The organism is Streptomyces sp. NBC_00414 (assembly GCF_036038375.1).
In the GTDB taxonomy this organism is placed as follows: domain Bacteria; phylum Actinomycetota; class Actinomycetes; order Streptomycetales; family Streptomycetaceae; genus Streptomyces.
In genome coordinates this window covers 8,286,757-8,303,590 of the sequence record NZ_CP107935.1, presented here as the reverse complement: position 1 = coordinate 8,303,590, position 16,834 = coordinate 8,286,757, and the positions used below count along the sequence as shown (strand labels likewise).

General features: G+C 69.6%; 15 protein-coding genes. 2 read left to right on the top strand and 13 right to left on the bottom strand.

Translation table 11 applies throughout. From position 1 onward, the window contains the following. Nucleotides 1-76 precede the first annotated feature (76 nt). Together hisS and OHS59_RS36140 are read right to left on the bottom strand one after the other, a co-directional pair. Nucleotides 77-1,339, bottom strand: a complete 1,263-nt coding sequence (gene hisS / locus OHS59_RS36145) for a histidine--tRNA ligase (protein WP_328497540.1) — start codon at nucleotides 1,337-1,339, stop codon at nucleotides 77-79. Between the two features lie 13 nt (nucleotides 1,340-1,352). Then, complete coding sequence (locus tag OHS59_RS36140) at nucleotides 1,353-2,069, bottom strand: MBL fold metallo-hydrolase (protein ID WP_328497539.1); 717 nt, start codon at nucleotides 2,067-2,069, stop codon at nucleotides 1,353-1,355. Nucleotides 2,070-2,250: 181 nt separating this feature from the next. Here OHS59_RS36140 and OHS59_RS36135 point away from each other — a divergent pair, with 181 nt between their 5' ends. Further along, entirely contained in the window at nucleotides 2,251-3,087 is an 837-nt protein-coding gene (locus tag OHS59_RS36135; RefSeq protein WP_328497538.1) for a peptidylprolyl isomerase, read from the top strand. A 135-nt stretch (nucleotides 3,088-3,222) separates the two neighbouring features. Next, nucleotides 3,223-4,452, top strand: coding sequence for a DUF349 domain-containing protein (locus tag OHS59_RS36130; RefSeq protein WP_328497537.1), 1,230 nt, complete (start codon nucleotides 3,223-3,225; stop codon nucleotides 4,450-4,452). 170 nt (nucleotides 4,453-4,622) lie between these two features. Here the strand turns inward: OHS59_RS36130 and OHS59_RS36125 are convergent, their stop codons facing one another. The 11 genes from OHS59_RS36125 to pdxS all read right to left on the bottom strand — a co-directional run bounded on the left by OHS59_RS36125 (nucleotide 4,623) and on the right by pdxS (nucleotide 16,789). After that, nucleotides 4,623-7,211 carry a RelA/SpoT family protein gene (locus OHS59_RS36125; protein WP_328497536.1) on the bottom strand — a complete coding sequence of 863 codons (2,589 nt, stop codon included), beginning with the start codon at nucleotides 7,209-7,211 and terminating at the stop codon, nucleotides 4,623-4,625. A 228-nt stretch (nucleotides 7,212-7,439) separates the two neighbouring features. Further along, nucleotides 7,440-7,979 (bottom strand): adenine phosphoribosyltransferase, encoded by a 540-nt coding sequence (locus tag OHS59_RS36120; RefSeq protein ID WP_328497535.1) that lies wholly within the window; start codon nucleotides 7,977-7,979, stop codon nucleotides 7,440-7,442. Further along, on the bottom strand, nucleotides 7,976-9,106 hold the full coding sequence (secF, locus tag OHS59_RS36115; RefSeq protein WP_328497534.1) for a protein translocase subunit SecF: 1,131 nt from the start codon (nucleotides 9,104-9,106) through the stop codon (nucleotides 7,976-7,978). The genes OHS59_RS36120 and secF overlap by 4 nt, the downstream gene beginning before the upstream one ends. 1 nt (nucleotide 9,107) lies before the next feature. Then, the gene (gene secD, locus OHS59_RS36110; protein ID WP_328497533.1) at nucleotides 9,108-10,853 is read right to left on the bottom strand and encodes a protein translocase subunit SecD; all 1,746 of its coding nucleotides are present in this window, start codon (nucleotides 10,851-10,853) and stop codon (nucleotides 9,108-9,110) included. Between the two features lie 140 nt (nucleotides 10,854-10,993). Beyond that, nucleotides 10,994-11,527, bottom strand: coding sequence for a preprotein translocase subunit YajC (gene yajC, locus OHS59_RS36105; protein ID WP_328497532.1), 534 nt, complete (start codon nucleotides 11,525-11,527; stop codon nucleotides 10,994-10,996). A 164-nt stretch (nucleotides 11,528-11,691) separates the two neighbouring features. After that, a complete protein-coding gene (gene ruvB, locus OHS59_RS36100) occupies nucleotides 11,692-12,762 on the bottom strand; it encodes a Holliday junction branch migration DNA helicase RuvB (protein ID WP_328497531.1) in 1,071 nt (356 codons plus the stop codon). 154 nt (nucleotides 12,763-12,916) lie between these two features. After that, a complete protein-coding gene (gene ruvA / locus OHS59_RS36095; protein ID WP_328497530.1) occupies nucleotides 12,917-13,528 on the bottom strand; it encodes a Holliday junction branch migration protein RuvA in 612 nt (203 codons plus the stop codon). Beyond that, nucleotides 13,525-14,070, bottom strand: a complete 546-nt coding sequence (ruvC, locus tag OHS59_RS36090; RefSeq protein WP_328497529.1) for a crossover junction endodeoxyribonuclease RuvC — start codon at nucleotides 14,068-14,070, stop codon at nucleotides 13,525-13,527. Before ruvC ends, ruvA begins: the two co-directional genes overlap by 4 nt. 221 nt (nucleotides 14,071-14,291) lie before the next feature. Continuing rightward, complete coding sequence (locus tag OHS59_RS36085; protein WP_328497528.1) at nucleotides 14,292-15,044, bottom strand: YebC/PmpR family DNA-binding transcriptional regulator; 753 nt, start codon at nucleotides 15,042-15,044, stop codon at nucleotides 14,292-14,294. Nucleotides 15,045-15,123: 79 nt separating this feature from the next. Then, entirely contained in the window at nucleotides 15,124-15,729 is a 606-nt protein-coding gene (gene pdxT / locus OHS59_RS36080; protein ID WP_328497527.1) for a pyridoxal 5'-phosphate synthase glutaminase subunit PdxT, read from the bottom strand. 136 nt (nucleotides 15,730-15,865) lie between these two features. Continuing rightward, nucleotides 15,866-16,789, bottom strand: coding sequence for a pyridoxal 5'-phosphate synthase lyase subunit PdxS (pdxS, locus tag OHS59_RS36075; protein WP_328497526.1), 924 nt, complete (start codon nucleotides 16,787-16,789; stop codon nucleotides 15,866-15,868). Nucleotides 16,790-16,834 lie beyond the last annotated feature (45 nt).

The following is a 16,834-nucleotide window of genomic DNA, read 5'->3' as shown; positions in this document are numbered from 1 at the left end:
GCGAAAGGGGGGCGAGGGGGCGCAGCCCCCAGGCGTGGACGGGAACGGGTAGGGGCGGCGGGGGCGGAAGAAAGCTCTAGCTCAGCCGGGACTCAAGCTCCGCCACGATCTCGTTCACGCCGACGGCGACCTGCTCCCCGGACTCCATGTCCTTCAGCTGCACGACCCCCTCGGAGAGGTCCCGCTCACCGGCGACGACGGTGTACCGCGCCCCACTCCGGTTGGCGTTCTTCATCGCACCCTTCAGACCCTTCGCCCCGTACGAGAAGTCCGCCGCGACCCCGTTCCGACGCAGCTCGGTGACCACACCGAAGAGCACCCGGCGCGCCTCCTCCCCCAGCGGGACGGCGAACACGCTGGTGGCCGAGGGCAGCTGGAGCGCGACCCCCTCCGCCTCAAGGGCGAGAACCGTACGGTCGACGCCCAGCGCCCAGCCGACGGACGGCAGCGCGGGACCGCCGATCATCTCGGAGAGACCGTCGTAGCGCCCGCCACCCCCGACCGCGGACTGCGAGCCCAGGCCGTCGTGCACGAACTCGAAGGTCGTCCGCGTGTAGTAGTCGAGGCCCCGGACGAGCTTCGGGTCGTCCTCGTAGGAGACGCCCGCCGCCGTGATCAGCTCGCGCACCTCCTCGTGGTACGCCTTGCACGCGTCGCAGAGGTAGTCCCGCAGGAGCGGGGCGCCCACCAGCTGCTTCTGGACGTCGTCCCGCTTGTCGTCGAGGACGCGCAGCGGGTTGATGTCGGCCCGGCGCAGAGTCTCCTCGTCGAGGTCGAGCCCCCGCAGGAAGTCCTGGAGCGCGGCCCGGTAGACGGGACGGCACTCCTTGTCGCCCAGCGAGTTGAGCAGGATCCGGAACTCGCGCAGGCCGAGCGAGCGGTACGCCTGGTCGGCCAGGATGATCAACTCGGCGTCCAGCGCCGGGTCCTCCGCCCCGATGGCTTCCGCGCCGACCTGGGAGAAGTGCCTGTAGCGGCCCTTCTGCGGTCGCTCGTAGCGGTAGTAGGACCCCGAGTACCAGAGCTTGACGGGGAGGTTGCCGAGCTTGTGGAGGTTGGCCTCCAGCGCGGCGCGCAGCACGGAGGCCGTGCCCTCGGGGCGCAGGGCCAGCAGGTCGCCGCCCTTGGTCTCGAAGGCGTACATCTCCTTGGTCACGATGTCGGTGGACTCACCGACCCCGCGCGCGAACAGCTCGACGCTCTCGAATCCGGGTGTCTCGATGTATCCGTAACCGGAGTTGCGCAGCGGAGCGGCGATGGCCTCACGCACCGCGAGGTACTTCGCGCTGTCCGGCGGAATCAGGTCGTACGTGCCCTTGGGGGCCTTGAAGGTGCTCACGGGAAGTCTCTCGTCACATTCCTCGTCGAGGAGCGGAGGTGGGGTCCGCTCCAGGGCCGGGCGCCGCCACCTGCCGCAGGTACGGGTTGGTGGCGCGCTCCTGGCCGATGGTCGTCTGGGCGCCGTGGCCGGACAGCACCACGGTCGAGTCGTCGAGCGGCAGGCACACGCGTGCCAGCGAGCCGAGCATCTCGTCCATGTCGCCGCCGGGCAGGTCGGTGCGTCCGATGGAGCCGGCGAAGAGCAGATCCCCGGAGAAGAACACGGAGGGGATCTCCGTGGTCTCGGGCATCCTGAACGTCACCGACCCCTTCGTATGGCCGGGCGCGTGCGCGACGGAGAAGTCGAGGCCGGCGAGCTTCAGCGCGGCGCCGTCCGTCAGTTCCCGCACGTCGTCCGGTTCACCGATAATGAGTTCGCCCATCAGCGGCATGCCGATCGAGCGGCCGAGTGCCCGCTCCGGGTCGCTCATCATGTACCGGTCCTCGGGGTGGATCCACGCGGGCACGTCGTGCGCGCCGCAGACCGGGACGACCGAGGCGACATGGTCGATGTGGCCGTGTGTGAGGACGACGGCGACGGGCTTGAGCCGATGCTTGGCAAGCGCTTCCTCGACTCCCTGGGCGGCCTGGTGGCCCGGGTCGATGATCACGCACTCCTCACCGGCGGCGGGGGCGACCACATAACAGTTGGTGCCCCAGGCCCCGGCGGGGAACCCGGCAATGAGCACGTTCGTCCTTCGGTATGCCGTACGGAATGTCGTACGGGGAATGGTTTCGCTGCGGTCCAGAGCCTACCGGCGCTGCCGGAACCACAGCGAACCCATATACGGTACGGGGCACACGCAGGCGGTCGGCTCACAAGACGCACGCGTCCCACCTGACGTACGAGACGCATGAGGAGATAACCCGGTGGTCACCCAGGAACAGCGGCGGCGTCAGCTCGCCCGGGAGAAGTTCTTGCGGCAACAGCAGCGGCGTACGTCCGCTCGGCGCAAGGCCCACGCTCGTAACGCGGTGATCGCGTCGGTCCTCGGCGTCATCGTCGTGGGCAGCGTGGTGTCGTACGCGACCGGGGTCTTCAAGAAGGACGACGACAAGTCCGACGCGGCCGCGGAGGCCACCCCGAGCGCCTCCCCCAGCAAGGCTCCCGACCCCTGCGACAAGGCCGCGGCGGGCAAGGTGAAGAAGCTGAGCTACAAGAAGGAGCCGGCGATCACCATCGACAAGTCGGCGGACTACACGATGAAGCTGCAGACGACCTGCGGCGCGATAGACATCGACATGCCGGCCTCGAAGGCCCCGCACACCGTGAACTCGTTCAGCTTCCTGACGGGCAAGGGCTACCTGGATCACACCAAGTGCCACCGCCTGACCACGAACGGCATCTACGTGCTCCAGTGCGGCGACCCGCAGGGCACCGGCATGGGCGGCCCCGGCTACACGATTCCCGACGAGAACCTCAAGGACAAGCGCCTCAAGGGCGACGTGTATCCGGCGGGCACGGTCGCGATGGCCAACCAGTACAACGCGCAGACGAAGGAAGGCCGCGACACCGGCGGCAGCCAGTTCTTCCTCGTCTACCAGGACAGTCAGTTGCCGGCCAACTACACACCGTTCGGCACGATTTCCGAATCGGGCATGAAGGTGCTGAAGAAAATCGCGGGCGCCGGCGAGATCACTGGCCAGGGCGACGGGGCACCCAACGCGACGGTCGTGATCGACAAGGCGACCGTGACGAAATCCTGACCTCCAGCAGCGAAATTTCGGTCGCGCGGGATGCGGACAGCCGCCCCGCCGGTCGCCTATGTTGGCCGTGACGAAACTGTGGACGATGTCCGGGGGCAAAGCAGCCCCACGCAGGCATCATGTGGAGGAGGCGCTGTGAGCAGCGACCCGTGGGGCCGCGTCGACGAGACGGGGACCGTGTACGTGCGTACGGCCGAGGGCGAGCAGGTCGTCGGTTCCTGGCAGGCGGGAACCCCCGACGAAGCACTGGCCTACTTCGAGCGCAAGTACGAGGGCCTGGTCGTGGAGATCGGCCTCCTCGAACGACGGGTGAAGACCACCGACCTGTCCTCCAAGGACGCCCAGATCGCCATCTCACACATCCGCGAACAGGTGGACGCCCACCACGCGGTCGGGGATCTGGACGCGCTGAAGAAGCGGTTGGACAAGCTCGTCGAGACGGTCGACGCACGCCGCGAGGAGCGCAAGGCACAGCGGGCGAAGCAGTCCGACGAGGCCAGGCACTCCAAGGAGGCGCTGGTCGTCGAGGCGGAGGAGCTGGCCCAGTCCGACCAGTGGCGGGCCGCCGGTGAGCGGCTGCGCGCCCTGGTGGACACCTGGAAGGGCCTGCCGAGGCTCGACCGGAAGTCCGACGACGAGCTGTGGCACCGCTTCTCGCACGCGCGCTCGGCGTTCTCCAAGCGGCGCAAGGCGCACTTCGCGTCGCTGGACGCGCAGCGCGAGGAGGCCCGCAAGACCAAGGAGAAGCTGGTCGCGGAGGCCGAGGCGCTCTCCGCCTCGGCCGACTGGGGCCCGACGGCGGCCCGTTACCGCGAGCTGATGGCGGACTGGAAAGCCGCGGGCCGCGCCCAGCGCGAGCACGAGGACGACCTGTGGAACCGCTTCCGCGGCGCCCAGGACGTGTTCTTCGCGGCGCGCAGCTCGGTCTTCGCCGAGCGGGACGCGGAGCAGACGGAGAACCTGAAGCTCAAGGAGGAGCTGGCCGAGGAGGCCGAGAAGCTCGTCCCGGTGCAGGACCTGAAGGCGGCCAGGGCCGCCTTCCGCTCGATCAACGAGCGGTGGGAGGCCATCGGTCACGTGCCGCGGGACGCCCGCCCGAAGGTCGAGGGCCGGATGCACGCGGTGGAGCGGGCTCTGCAGGAGTCCGAGGAGACCGAGTGGCGCCGGACGAACCCGGAGGCACGCGCGCGTGCGGAGGGTCTGACCGGTCAGCTGCAGGCGGCCGTGGACAAGCTCCAGGGGCAGATCGAGACGGCTCGCTCCGCGGGGAACAACGCGAAGGCCGACAAGCTCCAGCGGGAGCTCGACGGTCGGCAGGCGCTGTTGGAGCAGGCGCTCAAGGGGCTGCACGAGTTCGGCGGCTAGCGCTCCCGCCTTTGCGCTCCGCCGGACGGTCGGTTGGTTGGTTGGTTGTCCGCGGGTGCGCTGTGGCTGGTCGCGCAGTTCCCCGCGCCCCTTCGGGGGCGCTGTTCGACAACATGGGAGAGGCCCCCGTACGCACCGTACGGGGGCCTCTCCTGTTGCTGTCCGCTGTGTCAGGCCTCCGAGGGCCTGCGGGCCGACGTCACGCGGTAGACGTCGTACACGCCCTCCACTCCCCTGACCGCCTTCAGGACGTGGCCCAGGTGCTTGGGGTCGCCCATCTCGAAGGTGAAGCGGGAGGTGGCCACCCGGTCGCGGGACGTCTGGACGGCCGCGGACAGGATGTTGACGTGCTGGTCGGACAGGATCCTCGTGACGTCCGACAGGAGCCGTGAGCGGTCCAGCGCCTCGACCTGGATGGCTACCAGGAAGACCGAGGACTGGGTGGGAGCCCACTCGACCTCAAGGATGCGCTCGGGCTCACGGGACAGGGAGTCGACGTTGACGCAGTCGGTGCGGTGGACCGACACTCCGCTGCCGCGCGTCACGAAGCCCATGATGGGGTCGCCGGGAACGGGCGTACAACAGCGGGCCAGCTTGACCCACACGTCGTCGACGCCCTTGACGACGACACCCGGGTCGGCGTTGGAGCGGCGCTTGCGGCCGCGGCCGCGCGCGGGCGGGACGCTCTCGTCGATCTCCTCGGAGGCGGCCTCCTCGCCGCCGAGCGCCTGGACGAGCTTCTGCACGACGCCCTGCGCCGCGACATGGCCCTCGCCGATCGCCGCGTACAGGGACGAGATGTCGGGGTAGCGCATCTCGTGCGCGAGCGTGACCAGCGAGTCGCCGGTGAGGATGCGCTGGATCGGCAGGTTCTGCTTGCGCATGGCCCGCGCGATGGCGTCCTTGCCCTGCTCGATGGCCTCGTCGCGGCGCTCCTTGGAGAACCAGGCACGGATCTTGTTGCGGGCGCGGGGCGACTTGACGAAGCCCAGCCAGTCCCGCGACGGTCCGGCCCCGGCCGCCTTGGAGGTGAAGACCTCCACCAGGTCGCCGTTGTCAAGGGTCGACTCCAGCGGCACGAGGCGTCCGTTGACGCGTGCTCCTATGGTGCGGTGGCCCACCTCCGTGTGCACCGCGTAGGAGAAGTCCACGGGCGTGGCGCCGGCCGGCAGCGCTATCACGTCGCCCTTCGGCGTGAAGACGAAGACCTCGTTGCGCGACAGGTCGAAGCGCAGGGACTCCAGGAACTCGCCCGGGTCCTCGGTCTCCTTCTGCCAGTCGAGGAGCTGGCGCAGCCACGCCATGTCGTTGAGGTGGTCGTCCTTGCCGGTGGTCCTCGGCTGGTCGGAGCGCACCTTGGAGGCGCCTGCGACGGCCTCCTGCTTGTACTTCCAGTGGGCCGCGATGCCGTACTCGGCGCGGCGGTGCATGTCGAACGTACGGATCTGGAGTTCGACCGGCTTGCCGTTGGGGCCGATGACCGTCGTGTGCAGCGACTGGTACATGTTGAACTTCGGCATCGCGATGTAGTCCTTGAACCGGCCGGGGACCGGGTTCCATCGCGCGTGCACGGTGCCGAGGGCGGCGTAGCAGTCGCGGACCGTGTCGACGAGGACGCGGATGCCCACCAGGTCGTAGATCTCCGCGAAGTCACGGCCGCGGACGATCATCTTCTGGTAGACGCTGTAGTAGTGCTTCGGGCGGCCGGTGACGGTCGCCTTGATGCGGGCCGCGCGCAGGTCGGACTGGACCTCGTCGGTCACTATGGCGAGGTACTCGTCGCGCTTGGGGGCGCGCTCGGCGACCAGGCGCACGATCTCGTCGTACATCTTGGGGTAGAGGATCGCGAAGGCGAGGTCCTCCAGCTCCCACTTGATGGTGTTCATGCCCAGGCGGTGGGCGAGCGGCGCGTAGATCTCCAGGGTCTCGCGCGCCTTCTTCTCCTGCTTCTCGCGCTTGAGGTAGCGCATGGTGCGCATGTTGTGCAGACGGTCGGCGAGCTTGATGACCAGGACGCGCGGGTCCTTGGCCATGGCGACGACCATCTTGCGGACGGTCTCGGCCTGCGCGGCCTCGCCGAACTTGACCTTGTCGAGCTTGGTGACGCCGTCGACGAGAAGGGCGACCTGGTCGCCGAAGTCCTTGCGGAGGGTGTCGAGGCCGTACTCGGTGTCCTCGACGGTGTCGTGCAGGAGTCCCGCCATCAGCGTGGCCGGGTCCATGCCCAGCTCGGCGAGGATCGTCGTCACCGCGAGCGGGTGCGTGATGTACGGGTCGCCGCTCTTGCGCTTCTGGCCGCGGTGCCAGCGCTCGGCGACCTGGTAGGCGCGCTCGACCTGCCGCAGCGTCGACGTCTCGATCTTCGGGTCGTTACTGCGCACTATCCGCAGCAGCGGCTCCAGCACCGGGTTGTACGGGTTCGAGCGCTGGACGCCGAGACGCGCGAGCCGGGCGCGTACGCGGTTGGAGGAGCCGCCGCCGGAGCGCGCGGGCTGGCCGGCCGCGGGCCGGGCGGCGGGTGCGGGGCGGGCCGCGGGCGTGGAGGCCGGACGCTCGGTGGCCGTCGTCGGGTCGGGGCGTGGCTGATCGGCCGCCTTGGCGGCGGTGGCCGGGGCTGCCGACCCGTTCTTCGCGGGTGCGGGCGCGGGCGCCGGCGCCGCGGGCGTGCCTGCGGGCGCCGCGGCCTGGTCGGGCTTGGCGGCGGTGGGTACACCCGGGCGTTCGGCCCTGGGGGCGAGTGGCTGGGCCTCGTCTGGCAAGAGGGCTCCTCGTGCGCGATCCGGGTCCCCGGTCAGGCTCCGGAAACCCCATGGTAGCGATCCCGGGCCCGGGTCTCCCCTTCGGCCGGTGCGACGGGCTTCTACGGGAGAAACACGAGAGGCGGGTCCCGGATTCCTCCGGGACCCGCCCACGCGGTGTCCTACGGGGTTCTGAGCGGTGTCGGGCGGGTGGCCGTCCTCTTGCGGGCGGCCGGTCGTCCGGCTCGCTCAGACCGTGAGCAGTGCCTCCAGCGGAACGCCGTCCAGAACCGGCTCCAGGCGGGCGCGGCCGCCCAGGAAGCCGAGCTCCATGAGAACGGCGACACCGGCGATCTCGGCTCCCGCCCTGCGGATGAGCCGGAGCGAGGCCTCGGCGGTGCCACCGGTGGCGAGGACGTCGTCGACGACCATGACGCGGTCGCCCGGCGTGAGGTCCTCGGCGTGCACCTCGATCTCGGCGGAGCCGTACTCCAGCTCGTACGACTGGCTGAGGGTCGCTCCGGGGAGCTTGCCCGCCTTGCGTACGGGGATGAAGCCGAGCCCGGCGCGGACCGCGACGGGGGCGCCCAGGATGAAGCCGCGGGCCTCCAGGCCGACGATCTTCGTGGCGCCGTTGCGGACACTGATCTCGGCCAGTGCCTCGGTGAGCGCGGTGAACGCCGCCGGGTCCGCCAGGAGCGGGGTGATGTCCTTGAACATCACGCCCGGCTCCGGGTAGTCCGGCACGTCACGGATCCGGCTGAGCAGCAGCTCCTGGACGCCGGTCATCGGCGCTTCCCCGAGGGACGGCCGCGGCCCCTGCCCCGGGACGAGGGCTGGGCGCGCTGGGCACGGGGTCCGACGACCGCGGGGGTCGCGTCGTCCTCCGGCTCCTCGTCGTCGTACGAGCGCTCGACGACGGGGGTCTCCAGGGACTCGCCCTTCGCCGCGGCGGCGGCCCGCTTGGCCAGGATGCGCTTCCTCAGTGCCTTTATCTGCGGCTCGCGCTCCTTGAGGTCGGCGACGAGCGGCGTGGCGATGAAGATCGAGGAGTACGCACCGGCCGCGAGGCCGACGAACAGCGACAGCGAGATGTCGTTGAGCATGCCCGCGCCGAGGACGCCGCCACCGATGAACAGCAGGCCGGCCACCGGGAGCAGCGCGACGACCGTGGTGTTGATGGAACGCACCAGGGTGCCGTTGATCGAGCGGTCGGCGATCTCGCTGTACGTGTAGCGGGTCTGTTTGGTGATGTCCTTCGTCTGCTCCTTGAGGCTGTCGAAGACGACCACCGTGTCGTACAGCGAATAACCGAGGATCGTGAGCAGACCGATCACGGTGCCCGGTGTGACTTCGAAGCCGACGAGCGCGTAGACACCGACCGTGATGGTGATGTCGTGGATGAGCGCCACGAGCGCTGCCGCGGCCATGCGCCACTCGAAGGCGATGGCCAGATAGATCACCACCAGGACCATGAAGATCGCCAGGCCCTGCCAGGCCTTGTTGGCGACCTGATCACCCCAGCTGGGGCCGACCAGGTCGGCGGCGATCTTCTCCGAGTCGACCTTCAGGTCCTTGGCGAGCTGCTGCTTGATCTGGTCGGACTTGCTGGTGTCGACGCCGGCGACCTGGATGCGCAGTCCGCCGTTGCCGAGCTTCTGGACGATCGCGTCGTGGCCGGAGGCCTCTTCCGCGTACGTCTCCGCCTGGCTCACCGAGATGCTGGTGCGCTCGGTGGTGAAGACGGCGCCGCCCTGGAACTCGATGCCCATGTTCAGACCGCGCACCGCGAGGCCCAGGATGGCCGTGATGGTGATCAGGATCGAGACGCCGTACCAGATCTTGCGCTTGCCGACGAAGTCGTAACCGATCTCGCCGCGGTGGAGCCGGGCGCCGAGGGTGCCGAGTTTCGACATCTCACGCCTCCTTCGTGTCGACGGGGGCGGACGCACGGCGGGTGCGGCGCAGCGGCGGCTGGACACCCAGTCGCTTCGGATCGAGGCCGGACCAGCTGTGGCCCTCGGCGAAGAACTTCTTGCGGGCCAGGATCGTCATCAGCGGCTTGGTGAAGAAGAAGACGACGACCACGTCGAGCAGGGTGGTCAGACCCAGCGTGAAGGCGAAGCCCTGGACCTTGCCGACGGTGACGACGAACAGCACGGCGGCGGCGAGGAACGACACGAAGTCGGAGACCAGGATGGTGCGCCGGGCACGAGGCCAGGCACGCTCGACCGCGGGGCGCATGGTGCGGCCTTCGCGGATCTCGTCACGGATGCGCTCGAAGAACACGATGAACGAGTCCGCCGTGATGCCGATGGCCACAATGGCGCCGCAGACCGCCGGCAGGTTCAGCGCGAAGCCGATGGTCGGGCCGAGCAGCGACATGATCACGTAGGTCATGACCGCGGAGACCAGCAGCGAGGCGATGGCGATGAGCGACAGACCCCGGTAGTAGAGCACCAGGTAGATGATGACCAGGGCCAGGCCGATGGCGCCGGCGATCAGACCGGCCTCCAGCTGCTCGCCGCCGAGCGCGGCGGTGACGGTGGTGACGCTCGCCTCGGTGAAGGTGAGCGGCAGCGCGCCGTACGACAGCATATTGGCGAGGTCCTGCGCCTCCTGCTGGTCGAAGCTGCCGGAGATCTCCGCGGTGCCGCCGGTCAGCGCCTGGCTGACGTACGGGTCGGAGACGACCTCACCGTCGAGGACGATGGCGAACTGGTTCTGCGGGGACTGGTTCTTCGCCAGCTTGCCCGTGATGCTCGCGAACTTCTTGCCACCCTTGTCCGTGAAGTCCATGGTGACTTTCCAGCCCGCGGCACCCTGGGTGTCGAACAGGGCCGAGGCCTTGTCGACATCCGTGCCCTCGACCTCGGCCGGGCCGAGGATGTACTTCTGCCACTGGCCCTGCGAGTTCTGGCCGCAGGCCACGGTCGGGTCGCCGGCCTTGGCGCCGTCACCCGCCTTGGCGCGAGCCGTCTTCTTGCTGCAGTCCAGGGCGGTGTACTCGGCCTGGAGCTTCGCGGTCGCCGGGTCGGTGCTCGCGGACGCCGAGGGGCTGGCGGCGGCACTGCCCGTGCCGCTCGCCGAGGGAGTGGGATCGGCCTTCAGCGCGTCGGTGACCGCCCGGCCCTGCGAGGTGGCGGAGGCGGAGGGCGACGAGGACGAGGTGGCCTTCTCGCTCTCCTTGGCGGAGGCGGAAGGGCTCGCGCCGGAGCTGCCGGAAGCGCTCGGCGAGGGGGTCGCGGCGTCGGCGCCGGAGACCTCGGTCACCAGGACGGGACGGAAGTAGAGTTTGGCGGTGGTACCGACCTGTTCCCGGGCCTGCTCGGAGTTCGTACCCTTGGGGATGTTGACGATGATGTTGCTGTCGCCCTGGGTCTGCACCTCCGCTTCGCTGACGCCCAGACCGTTGACACGGCGGTTCATGATGTCGACCGCGGTGTCCATGTTGGTCTTGTTGATCGCGTTCTTCTGACCGGGCTCGTTCTTCGCCTGGAGCGTGATGCTCGTACCGCCGGCGAGGTCGATGCCCAGTCGCGGTGTCGTGTGCCCGGAGGCGAACATGCCGCCGGTGAGCGCCACGATGGCGATCAGGATCAGGGCCAAGGTGCGCCCCGGCCTGCCCTGGGTGCCCTGTCGGCCCTTCTTGGGTGCTGCCACCTTCTCGTTCTCCCTCTTCGTCCGCCCGGTCTCTCGGTACCTTCGCGGACGGGCATCAAATGGTGTGGAGGTTCCGCGCGAAGCCGGACGTCCGGGAACCGCGGCGCGCGAGCGGCGCGCTTCGCGGTCCCCGGTCGCGGCTACTTCGTGTCGGACTCGCCGTCGGACTTCTTCAGCTCTGCGCCGTCGGTCTTCTTCGGCTCCGCGACGGCGGACTCGTCGGCGGGCTCGGCCGCCGGCTCGGCGATCGGTTCGGCGACGGGCTCGTCGGCCGCGTCCTTCTTGCCGAGGTCGATGGCCTTGCCGTCGGAGGCGTCGGCGGGCTCGTCCGTCTCGGTGAGGGAGGAGGCGTCGTCCGGCACGACCGACTCGTCGGACTTCAGGTCGTGCTCGATGCCGTGGACGATGCGGTTGTACTCGTCGTCGCCGAGGACCGCGCCGATGGCGTTCTTCGCGAAGAGCAGGTCGACGCCCGGGCCTGCGTCAAGAAGGACCGTCTCCTCGTTGACCTCCTTCACCGTCGCGTACATGCCACCGATCGTGCGGACGCCGGTACCGGGCTGCATGTCGTTGCGCATCTGCGCAGCCGCATTCTGCTTCTTCTTGGCCGACCGGGTCATCAGGAACATGGCCCCGATGAGCACGATGAACGGGAGGAGGGTCACGAGACTCACGGGACGGAACTTCCTTCATTCGACCGCGATGGTGAGCGGCCTGATGGATGGGGGTATGTACACCGTCGACAAGGGCGGCATCGGCGGAGTCTAAGCGAGTCCGCCGTCAAGGAACAACGCTCAGCATGGCACCGGGGTTCCTGACCTCGCGAGCCCCCTCGCCGTCACGCCCCGAACAGGTCCCCTTGTCCGTTTCCACCGGTTGACGACCGGGGCGGCGTCAGGCCGAGGTGGGCCCAGGCCGCCGGTGTGGCCACACGCCCGCGGGGCGTACGCGCCAGCAGTCCCTCGCGTACGAGGAAGGGTTCGGCGACCTCTTCGACGGTCTCGCGCTCCTCCCCCACGGCCACGGCGAGCGTGGAGAGGCCGACGGGCCCGCCGCCGAAGAGCTTCAGAAGGGCTTCGAGGACGCCCCGGTCGAGGCGGTCGAGGCCGCGGCTGTCCACTTCGTACACGGCGAGGGCGGCCCTGGCGATGTCCTGGTCGATGATTCCGTCGGCCTTGACCTGGGCGTAGTCGCGGACACGGCGCAGCAGACGGTTGGCGATACGGGGTGTGCCCCGGGAGCGGCCGGCGATCTCGGCGGCTCCGTCCGTGTCGATCTCCACGTCGAGCAGGTGCGCGGAGCGGTGGATGACACGCTCCAGCTCGGCGGGCTCGTAGAACTCCATGTGGGCGGTGAAGCCGAAGCGGTCGCGCAGCGGGGGCGGCAGCAGACCCGCGCGTGTGGTGGCGCCGACCAGCGTGAAGGGCGGCAGTTCGAGCGGGATGGCGGTGGCGCCGGGGCCCTTGCCGACGATGACGTCGACGCGGAAGTCCTCCATCGCCATGTAGAGCATCTCCTCGGCGGGCCGCGACATGCGGTGGATCTCGTCGAGGAAGAGGACCTCGCCCTCCTGGAGGGAGGAGAGGATCGCCGCGAGGTCGCCCGCGTGCTGGATGGCGGGGCCGCTGGTGATGCGGATCGGGGCTTCCATCTCGGCGGCGATGATCATCGAGAGGGTGGTCTTGCCCAGGCCCGGGGCCCCGGAGAGCAGCACGTGGTCGGCGGTGGCGCCGCGCGCGCGGGCGGCGCGCAGGACGAGGTCGAGCTGCTCGCGGACCTTCTCCTGACCGATGAACTCACCGAGGTCCTTGGGCCGCAGGGCGGCCTCGACGGCCTGCTCCTCACGGTCACCGGCCGCACCGACGAGCCGCTCGGCGGTGTCGTCGTCGGTCGTCTCGTCCCAGTTCATTCGGCGTGCCTCGCGGGGTAGTGGTTCCGGGTCGTACGGGCGGGGATCGTTCCTACGGGGGCGCGACCCGTGAAGGCGCGCCCTCGTAGGGGCGCGGGGAACTGCGCGACCAGCCACAGCGGACCCGCAGCGTCACGACAGCCTCCCGCGGGGGTCAGCGAGCCCGGTTGAGCGTCTGGAGCGCGGCCTTCAACAACTGACCGATCTGCGGCACCTCGCCGGAGGCGTCCGCCTGCGGCGCGACCGCGGAGACCGCCTCGTCGGCCTCCCGGGTCGCATACCCCAGCCCGATGAGCGCGGCATGCAACTGCTCGCGCCACCCGGCGGCGACGGGCCGTCCGATGGCCGCGCCGCCCGTGCCGAGCGGCTCACCGAGGCGGTCCTTCAGTTCGAGCAGCAGCTTCTGGGCGCCCTTCTTGCCGATGCCCGGGACGGCGGTGAGGGCCTTCTCGTCGCCGGTGGAGACCGCGCGGCGCAGGGCGTCGGGGCTGTGCACGGCGAGCATGGCCTGGGCCAGCCGCGGGCCCACGCCGCTCGCGGTCTGCAGCAGCACGAAGGTCTGGCGCTCGTCGTCGTCCACGAAGCCGTACAGGGTCAGCGAGTCCTCCCGTACGACCAGGGAGGTGGCGAGCCGGGCCTCCTTGCCCATGCGCAGTCCGGAGAGCGTGTTGGGCGTGCACTGTACGGCGATGCCGATGCCGCCCACCTCGACCACCGCGGAGTCGGGGGCGAGGGCGGCGACCTGGCCGCTGACGAAGGCGATCATCGGGTGACCTTCCGGCTGGAGAGCTGGGCCTGGCGGTGCGCGGCCTGTGCCTGCTGGAGGCGGTTCACGGCCGGGGCGCGCCAGATGTGACAGATGGCGAGGGCGAGGGCGTCGGCGGCGTCGGCGGGCTTGGGGGGCGCGTCGAGCCGGAGCAGCCGGGTGACCATGGCGCCGACCTGGGCCTTGTCCGCGCGGCCGTTGCCGGTGACGGCGGCCTTGACCTCGCTGGGGGTGTGCAGGGCGACGGGGATGCCGCGGCGGGCCGCGCAGAGCATCGCGACGGCGCTGGCCTGGGCCGTGCCCATCACCGTACGGACGTTGTGCTGGCTGAACACCCGCTCCACGGCGACGTATTCGGGCCGGTGGTCGTCGAGCCACTTCTCGATGCCCTGCTCGATGGCGACGAGACGCTGCCCCAACTCCGCGTCCGCGGGGGTGCGCACGACACCGACGGCGATCATGGTGAGCGGTCGGCCCGCCACTCCGTCGACGACACCGACGCCGCACCGGGTCAATCCGGGGTCAACGCCCAGTACGCGCACCCGGCCCCCTCCTTCGATTCCTCGGTCCCACCCGGCCACCACCGGGGAGCTGCCCCCGATTCGTGCAGGTTATCGGGTGCCACCGACAACGCCCGCCATCGACGCCCGACAAGGGTCGGGCCTACAACGGGACGGGCCGACGGGGTGTGTCCCGTCGGCCCGTTGAGCCCGTACGGCTCGCCGCGGCGTCACGCGCGAAGTGCGGAGCGCCGAGTGCGGAGTTACGCGTCGACCTTCTCCATGACCTCGTCGCTCACGTCGAAGTTGGCGAAGACGTTCTGCACGTCGTCGCTGTCCTCAAGGGCGTCGATGAGCTTGAAGATCTTCCGGGCGCCGTCCTCGTCCAGCTCGACCTGCATGGTGGGGACGAAGTTGGCGTCGGCGGAGTCGTAGTCGACACCGGCCTCCTGGAGCGCGGTGCGCACGGCGACCAGGTCGGTGGCCTCGGAGATGACCTCGAAGGACTCACCGAGGTCGTTGACCTCCTCGGCGCCCGCGTCGAGCACGGCGTCCAGGACGTCGTCCTCGGACAGCTCGCCCTTGGGGACGATGACGACGCCCTTGCGGTTGAAGAGGTACGAGACGGAACCCGGGTCGGCCATGTTGCCGCCGTTGCGGGTCATGGCGACACGTACGTCGGAGGCGGCGCGGTTGCGGTTGTCGGTGAGGCACTCGATGAGCACCGCGACACCGTTCGGGCCGTACCCCTCGTACATGATCGTCTCGTAGTCGGCGCCGCCGGCTTCGAGACCGCCGCCGCGCTTGACCGCGGAGTCGATGTTCTTGTTGGGAACAGAGGACTTCTTGGCCTTCTGCACGGCGTCGTACAGCGTCGGATTGCCGTCGAGGTCGACGCCGCCCATCCGCGCCGCGACCTCGATGTTCTTGATCAGCTTCGCGAAGAGCTTGCCGCGTTTGGCGTCGATCACGGCCTTCTTGTGCTTCGTCGTAGCCCATTTAGAGTGGCCGGACATCTGCCTGTCTCCTTCGCGTAACCCAACCGGTACGAACACCCCGGGACTGCGAGAGCCTGCGGGGGACGCCCAGATCCTACTAGGACGCCGCTGTCCGGTTCGCGCGCACCATGTCGACGAAGAGACCGTGCACGCGGTGGTCGCCGGTCAGTTCCGGGTGGAAAGACGTGGCGAGCGCGTTGCCCTGGCGTACGGCGACGATGTGACCGGCGTGCTCCGCAAGCACCTCGGCCTCGGCACCCACCGACTCGACCCACGGGGCCCGGATGAAGAGGCCCTCCACGGCATCGCCCTCGATGCCCGCCACGTCGACCTTCGCCTCGAAGGATTCGTTCTGCCGTCCGAAGGCGTTGCGGCGCACGATCATGTCGATGCCGCCGATGGTCTCCTGGCCCGAGCGCGGGTCGAGGATCTTGTCGGCGAGCATGATCATGCCCGCGCAGCTGCCGTAGACGGGCAGACCGGCTCGCACGCGCGCGCGGAGTGGCTCCATCAGGCCGAAGAGGACGGCCAGTTTGGAGATGGTGGTGGACTCACCGCCGGGGACGATCAGTCCGTCCACCTCGGCGAGTTCCTCGGGGCGCCGCACCGGCCTGGCCACGGCGTCCGCCGAGGCCAGGGCGATGAGGTGCTCCCGTACGTCGCCCTGGAGGGCCAGGACGCCTATGACGGGGGTGGTGCTCATCTACGGAGTGCCTGCCTTGTGTGAAGGGGTGCCCTGAAGAGGGTGCTTTCCGTCCGGAGGGTGAGTGCCGTCAGGATGACGTCTGACGTCCGGACGACGCCTGCCGTCCGGAGTGTGCGTGCCGTCCCGAGGGCGACTACCAGCCGCGGTTCGCGTAGCGCTCGGACTCGGGGAGGGTGTCGCAGTTGATGCCGACCATGGCCTCGCCCAGGTTGCGGGAGGCGTCCGCGATGATCTTCGGGTCGTCGTAGAAGGTGGTGGCCTTCACGATGGCCGCGGCGCGCTTGGCGGGGTCGCCGGACTTGAAGATGCCGGAGCCGACGAAGACACCCTCGGCGCCGAGCTGGCGCATCAGGGCGGCGTCGGCCGGGGTGGCCACGCCACCGGCGGAGAACAGCACGACCGGGAGCTTGCCCAGCTCGGCGACCTCCTTGACGATCTCGTACGGGGCGCGCAGCTCCTTGGCGGCGGCGTACAGCTCGTTGTTGTCGTAGCCGCGCAGCCGGGCGATCTCGTTCTTGATCTGGCGCAGGTGGCGGACGGCCTCGACGACGTTGCCGGTGCCGGCCTCGCCCTTGGAGCGGATCATGGCGGCGCCCTCGGCTATGCGGCGCAGGGCCTCGCCCAGGTTGGTGGCGCCACAGACGAAGGGAGTCGTGTAGGCCCACTTGTCGGAGTGGTTGACCTCGTCGGCGGGGGTGAGGACCTCGGACTCGTCGATGTAGTCGACGCCGAGGGACTGCAGGACCTGGGCCTCCACGAAGTGGCCGATGCGCGACTTCGCCATCACCGGGATCGAGACGGCCTCGATGATGCCCTCGATCATGTCCGGGTCGGACATGCGCGCCACGCCGCCGTCCTTGCGGATGTCGGCCGGGACCCGCTCCAGGGCCATCACGGCCACGGCGCCCGCGTCCTCGGCGATCTTCGCCTGGTCGGGCGTGACGACGTCCATGATCACGCCGCCCTTGAGCTGCTCGGCCATACCGCGCTTCACGCGCGCGGTGCCGGTGGCCGGGGTGTCGGTGGGCTGGGCGGGGTGGGAGAGCGTGCTGGACAAGGGTTGACCTCACTCGGTGAAAGAGGGCTTCTGCAAACACCGAGG